The organism is Streptomyces olivaceoviridis (genome assembly GCF_014650115.1).
In the GTDB taxonomy this organism is placed as follows: Bacteria; Actinomycetota; Actinomycetes; order Streptomycetales; family Streptomycetaceae; genus Streptomyces; species Streptomyces olivaceoviridis.
The window spans coordinates 1-6,258 of the sequence record NZ_BMUI01000074.1 but is presented as its reverse complement, the minus strand read 5'-3'; the positions used below and the strand labels follow the sequence as shown (position 1 = coordinate 6,258).

Genomic DNA, 6,258 nt, shown 5'->3' with positions numbered 1-6,258 from the left:
GAGTACTACTGCACCTCACGCGGTGAGCACGAGCGGTCCGCGAAGTACTTCGTGTGGCGGAGCGTCGACAAGCTGGCCTCCTTCGACGCCTTCTTCGCCGTCCCGCTGATCGGCCCCCGCCCGATGCTCCAGATCATCGGCGAGCGTGCCGTCACCGCCTGGATGGCCGTCGAGGCACACCAGCGCGCCACCGGCCCCAAGGAACTGCACCGCATCGAAGGCGCCAGCCACGTCGACCTCTACGACAAGAAGCAGTACATCGACCCCGCCATCGACAAGCTCACCGACTTCTACACCACCCACCTCGGCACCACGAACTGAGGCGGCGACGAGGTGACCGGCCGGGGTCACACGGCGGCCGGGAACACGGAGGGCTGCTCGGCAGAAGGCTCCCGGCCGCCCAGGCGCCAGACGCCGAGGCCGTCGCAGACGAGCAGGCGCGTCTCGGCGGTGGCCTCCTCGATGTCGAGTCCGCCGCGCAGGGCGCGTTCCCGGGAGGTGCCGGCCCTGCGCAGGGCGGCCTCGCGGGCGACCGCGGCGTCGGCCGCCTCCGGGACGACGTAGAAGTGCTGAACCAGTCGGCCCCGTTCTGAACGGAACGCGAACCCTACGAGCCAGACAGTCCTGGTGACCATGAGAAACGCCCTTCGGGCAATACGCGGGGGCCACGATGAGCCGTTCGGCGCGGCCGTGTATTGCGGCTGGTCGACGATGGCAAGGTCATTGACTCCATAAGTGTGCACAGGACACACCGGTCCCGACATGCGTCACATGACTGTCGTCGTGACGATCGTCGCGGCATACGTGTCGTAGAAACCCCGGCCCCGCGACCGGTGCCGGGCGCTCCCACCCCCTGGACGGCGTGGTGGCTCCGTCCCGCCTCTTGCTTTAATGACCATTCCAGAACTGGGGGTGGGATGGACAAGGCGGAGTTCGGCCGGCTGCTGCGTGCGGCGCGGCAGCGCGCGCTGCTGACGCTGGAGAGCCTGGCCGAGGCGTCCGGGGTGAGTGTGCGGGCCATCAGCGACATGGAACGGGGGCAGAGCCTGCCGCGGCAGGCGACGCTGAGCGAGCTGATGGACGCCCTGGAACTCGACGAGGACGAGCGGCGGCGCTTCGTCGAGGCGGCGATGCGGCGTACGGAACAGGTCCCGCGGCAGTTGCCGCCGGACCTCGCGACGTTCCGCGGCCGGACGGAGGCGCTCACGGCCGTCCGCCGACTCACCTCACACGTCGCCGGGCGCGGGGCACATGTCGTCATCTCCGCGATCGGCGGCATGGCGGGGGTCGGCAAGACGGCACTCGCGGTGCACTGGGCCCACGAGGTGGCGGACCGGTTCCCGGACGGCCAGCTGTATGTGAACCTGCGCGGCTTCGAGGACTCGGGACGGCCCCTGGACCCCGGCGCGGCCCTCGCCGGGTTTCTCGACGCGCTCGGAGTGCCCCGCTCCTCGATACCGCCCGGCACCGAGGAGCGGGCGGCGTTGTTCCGCGAGCGGGCGGCCTCCCGGCGGCTGATCGTCGTACTCGACAACGCGCGTGACGAGGAGCAGGTCAGGCCGCTGTTGCCGGCTTCGGCGGGGTGCCTGACCATCGTCACCTCGCGCAGTCAGCTGTCCGGTCTGGCCGTGGCCGAGGGCGCCACGCTGGTCGGTCTGGACGTCTGGTCGCGCGAGGAGGCGCTGGCCGCGCTGGCGGCCAGGATCGGCGAGGAGCGGTGCCGGGCGGAGCCCCGGGCGGCGGCGGAGCTCGTGGAGCTGTGCGGGTTCCTGCCGCTGGCGGTGGCGATCGTGGGCGCGCAGGTGAGCGCGTCGCCGCAGGTTCCGCTGGGACCGGTGGTGCGCGAACTGCGGGAGTCCCGGCCGCGGCTGGACGCCCTGTCCAGCGGTGACCGGCGCGTCGACGTCCGTGCCGTGTTCTCGTGGTCGTACCGGGCCCTGACCCCCGGGACCGCGCGGTTCTTCCGGCATCTGGCCCTGCATCCGGGGCCGTCGGTGTCGGCTGAGGCCGCCGCTTCCCTCGCGGGCGTGGGTACGGCGGCGGCCCGGCGGCACCTGCGGGAGCTGATCTCGGCGAACCTGCTGTCCCGGGACGCGGAGGGACTGTACGTGCTGCACGACCTGGTACGGGCCTACGGCGCCGAACTCGTCGAGCGGGAACGGGACGACCGGCTCGGCGCCGAGAGCCGTCTGCTGGACTACCTGCGCTACAACGCCCACTGGGCCAACCGGCTGCTGGGGCGCTCCGCCTCCGATTCGGTCGGCCCTCCGGCCGAAGGCGTGGTGCGCGTCCCCCTCGACACCCGCGAGGAGGCGCTCGTCTGGTTCCGTCAGGAGGAGTCGGCGGTCGCGGCGGCGCTGCGTTCCCTGGAGGATCCGCGGCTGCTGCGGTTCCGCATGAACCTCACGCTGGACTGGGTGAGTTACTACTCCGTCACGGGCCGCTGGACGGAGGAGATCGAGACCAAACGCATCGGCCTGGACGCCGCCCTGCGACTGGACGAGCCGGCCGGCATCGCGCGGAACGCTGCGGGTCTCGCCCGCGCGCTGGCGGAGACGGGCCAGCTCGACGAGGCCGACCGGCAGGTCGAGTTGCTGCTCGGGCTGCTGGACCGGCTGGATCCGGTGGATCGCGCGGCCACCGAGCGGAGCATCGGCTGGGTGCGGGGCCGCCAGCAACGCCACGCCGAGGCCCTGCACCATGCCCGCAGGGCGCTGGAGATCTACCGCGCCCAGGGGGACGTGGGCACCGCGGCCCGCGAGATGAACGCGGTCGGCTGGTACCTCGCCCTCCTCGGCCGGTACGAGGAGACGATCACCCTGTGCGAGGAGGCGGTCCCGCTGCTGCGGCGGCACGGCAACCTCCGTATCGAGGCCGCGGCCCGGGACACCATGGGCTACGCCCGGCAACGCCTCGGCGATCTCGATGCCGCCGTGGCGGACTACCAGGAGTCGCTGCGGCTGTACGGAGAGGCCTTCGACGGTTACAACCAGGCCGAGGTGCTCGACCATCTCGCGACCGCGCAGAAGGAGCGTGGTGACCGTGCGGGGGCGCGGGAGAGCTGGCTGCGGGCGGCCGACCTGCTGAGCGCGATCCACAGTCCGCGCGCGGAGCGGATGCGGGCCAACGCCCACGCCCTGGACGCCCCCACCACACCCACCGAGCAGACCTGACACGGCCCGCGTTGACAGGGACAGGTGCGGGGCGGCGGACGACGGACGGCAGGCGGGGGCGGCAGGCGGAGGCGGCGGGCGGGCTTGGTGTGGTGGCCGGCGTCGGCGGGCGGCGGTCCGCGAGCAGGCGTGGGCCCGCCCTCCTCCCGCCCTCCTCGGCGCGTGACGTCCGGGAGCGACGCATACGCCCCCGAACGCCTCCGAGCGATGGCTGACGTCTTCCGAGCGGCACGTGACGCCGTCCGAGCGGACACGGACGCGAGCACCACGCGACACCCTGCCAACGCCAGGTGACGCACTCCGAGCAGCGTGACGTAGCTCCGAGCAGGTCCGGCGCGGCCTGCCCCGGCGTGTGGTGCCCCGCGTGTCGCGACCGCTCGGGGGGACGCCGCCGCACGCCCGCGGCCTGGGGTTTCGGCCCGCGACGGGCAAGCTGCATGCCAACTGCCTGGTTCCGCGGCTTCCGGTCCAGTGGGATGGGAGCAGGCACGAGAGCGCTCCCTGGACGGGCGGGACCGCTCGCCCGAAACAGGGGGCACGATGAACGCGCAGACCAGGCTCTCCCCTCTCACCGCTGTCGAGGAGGCGCAGCCCGCGCTGTCGCTCGTGGCCCCCCGTCGCGGGGCACTGCCGGACGACCCCGGGCTCGTCGGCCGCGACCGGGAACTGCGGGCGCTGGAGGACTTCCTGCGCGAGGCGAGGGCCCACGGAGCGGCCCGGGTGGTGTGCGGGCACGCCGGTGCCGGCAAATCGGCGCTGCTGGAAGCCACCGTCCAGGCGGCGGCCACCGGCATGCGCGTCCTGCGCTGCACCGGCATCCGGGGCAGCTACCCGCCCGACCTGTCCGGCCTGCTCCAGATCGTCTGGCCGGTCCTGGCAGACCCGCACCGGCCGGACACCGCCGGGCTGCTCGACGCTCTGGAGAGGGTGCTGGTCGACGGCGCCCCCGCGCCGGGCGGGCCGTCGTGGCTGCCCTTCGCCGTTCTCCGGGTCCTGGAGTCGGTCAGCCGCGCCGGGCAGCCCCTTCTGGTGGCCGTCGACGACTGGGACGCGCTGGACTCGCCCAGCAGGGACGTGCTGGCCTTCGTCGCCCGGCGGGCCGAGGGACATCCGCTGGCACTGCTGATGACCTGCCGTCCGCACCGCACGCGTCCGGCCTCCCTGGCCGGCCTCCCCGGGCTGCCGCTCGGCCCGCTCGACCCGGCCGAGTCCGCCCGGCTGCTGACGGCGCGGCGTCCGGGCCTGGAGGCACAGGCCGTACGCGAACTCCTGGCGACCGCGGCCGGCAACCCCTTGGCACTGCTGGAGCTCCCGGCCGGTTCCGAGGACTCGCCGCCCTGCATGCCCGCCTCGTCCGACCGGCTGGCCTCCGCCCTGGCGCCCGGCGCCGCGCGCCTGCCCTCCGGGACGCGGGACCTGCTGCTGGTGGCGGCGCTGCACCCGGCGGGAGACCTCCCGCTGCTGCTGTCGGCGGCGTCGCGGATCGGGGGCGCCGAGCTGGACTTCACGGCGCTGGACCCCGCGGAGCGCGCGGGCCTCGTGGCGTTCGACGGCATGCGGCTGCGCTTCGGCCACCCCGCGACGGCGGGGGCGGTGGTCCACGGCACCGACCCGCGGCGCTGCCGTGCCGCGCACGCGGCCCTGGCGGCCGTGCTGGCGCCCGGCTCGGTACAGATGCTGTGGCACCGGTCGCAGGCGGTCCAGGGGTATGACCCGGAGCTGGCCGGCCGCCTGGAGGCGGTGCACGGCCAGGCGCTGGAGCAGTGCGAGCCCCTGATGGCCGTCCGGCTGCTGCGGCGGGCGTCCGACCTGCACCTGCTGCCCGCGGACCGGGGCCGCTGCGCCCTCCGGGCCGCCCAGCTCGCCCATGTCCTCGGCCTGGAGCGCATCACCCGGACGATGGCGCACCGGGCACTGCGCCAACCGCTGGGCCCTCTGGGCAGGCTGTGCGCCGAGGCCCTGGCCGGGACCGGTAACGCCGGGCAGCCGGCGGCCGACCCCGCCGCCTGGCCCGCGCCGGCCGGTGCCGCCGAGCAGGAGAACGCGCTGGAGCTGGCCCGGATCACGGCGCCCGCGGTCGCGGGCGACGACGCGCGCGCCGAGGCGCTGCTGGCCTTCCTCGACGGGATGCCGGACCTCTCGGACGAACCCCGGCTGCTGCACGCCATGGCCACGGCCGGCCCGGTGCGCCGTGCCGCGACCGTCCTCGCGGGCGTGTCCGCCGTCCGGCACCTGGCGGACGTGCCCGTACGCGACCTCGAACGCCTGGGTGAGGCCGCGCTGCTGGCGGGTGACCCGCTGCGGGCGCTGGACCTGTACCGGCAGGCGGAGCGCCGCCACCGCTTCCACGACCTGTCCGACCAGCTGCCCCGGGTGCTGCTCCGGCAGGGCCTGGCGCACCTGGCCATGGGCGACCGGGGCCAGAGCGGCCACGCGTTCCGGCGGTGCGCGGAACTCGCCGAGGCGTACGGCCAGGACCACCACGCGGCAGCCGCCCGCCTTCTGGCGGACCTCGTACGAGGTCTGCGCACCGGCGGCACGGTACCTCCGGGCAGTGCCGCCGACCTGGAGGCGGCCCGGGGCTCGGTGCGTTCGATCGACGCGGTGCTCGCGGTCGGCACGGCCTGTGCCCTGGTGGAGGCCGGCGAGTACGGGGCCGCGTGGGCAACGTTGTCGTCCCTCCTGGCGGACCCGCGGAGCCACACGGTGGCCCTGTTCGCCCTGATCCCCTTCGCGGAGGCCGCCGAGGCCGAGAACGCCTCCGAGGAGGCACTCGCGACGCTCGACCGGATCGAGGCGGAGCTGGGTGCCGAGTGTCCCCCGGTGGTCGCCGTCCGGCTCGCGGTGGCGCGTGCGGTCCTCGCGGACGACCGGGGCGACCAGGATGCTCAGGCGCTGCCCGAGCGGACCTTCGCCGAGGACCTGTCCCGCTGGCCGTCCCTCGAAGCGCCGCTGCGTCTGGCCCAGGGCAGGCGGCTGCGGCGCCGACGGCAGTTCGCCGACTCCCGCGCGGCCCTGCGCCAGGCGGCGGCCGGATACACCATGCTGGGTGCCGAGGCACGGCTCGCGCGGATCGCCGGGGAGC

Annotated in this window: 4 protein-coding genes; 3 read left to right on the top strand and 1 reads right to left on the bottom strand. The window is 74.7% G+C overall.

Translation table 11 applies throughout. From position 1 onward, the window contains the following. On the top strand, positions 1 to 321 hold a 321-nt coding region (locus IE273_RS42730; RefSeq protein ID WP_189820502.1), incomplete at its 5' end, for an alpha/beta hydrolase. Positions 322 to 347: 26 nt separating this feature from the next. Here the strand turns inward: IE273_RS42730 and IE273_RS42725 are convergent. Further along, positions 348 to 635: a hypothetical protein gene (locus tag IE273_RS42725; RefSeq protein WP_189820501.1), complete on the bottom strand. Its 288-nt coding sequence runs from the start codon at positions 633 to 635 to the stop codon at positions 348 to 350. A gap of 282 nt (positions 636 to 917) precedes the next feature. Between IE273_RS42725 and IE273_RS42720 the strand changes: the two genes are divergently transcribed. Then, a complete protein-coding gene (locus IE273_RS42720; RefSeq protein ID WP_189820500.1) occupies positions 918 to 3,173 on the top strand; it encodes an ATP-binding protein in 2,256 nt (751 codons plus the stop codon). Between the two features lie 540 nt (positions 3,174 to 3,713). Beyond that, positions 3,714 to 6,258: AAA family ATPase (locus IE273_RS42715; RefSeq protein ID WP_189820499.1), on the top strand; the 2,545-nt coding region annotated here is incomplete at its 3' end.

Coding starts and splice junctions, on each gene's coding strand:
- IE273_RS42725 (WP_189820501.1), bottom strand. CDS start 635: ATGGTCACCAGGACTGTCTGGCTCGTAGGGTTCGCGTTCCGTTCAGAA.
- IE273_RS42720 (WP_189820500.1), top strand. CDS start 918: ATGGACAAGGCGGAGTTCGGCCGGCTGCTGCGTGCGGCGCGGCAGCGC.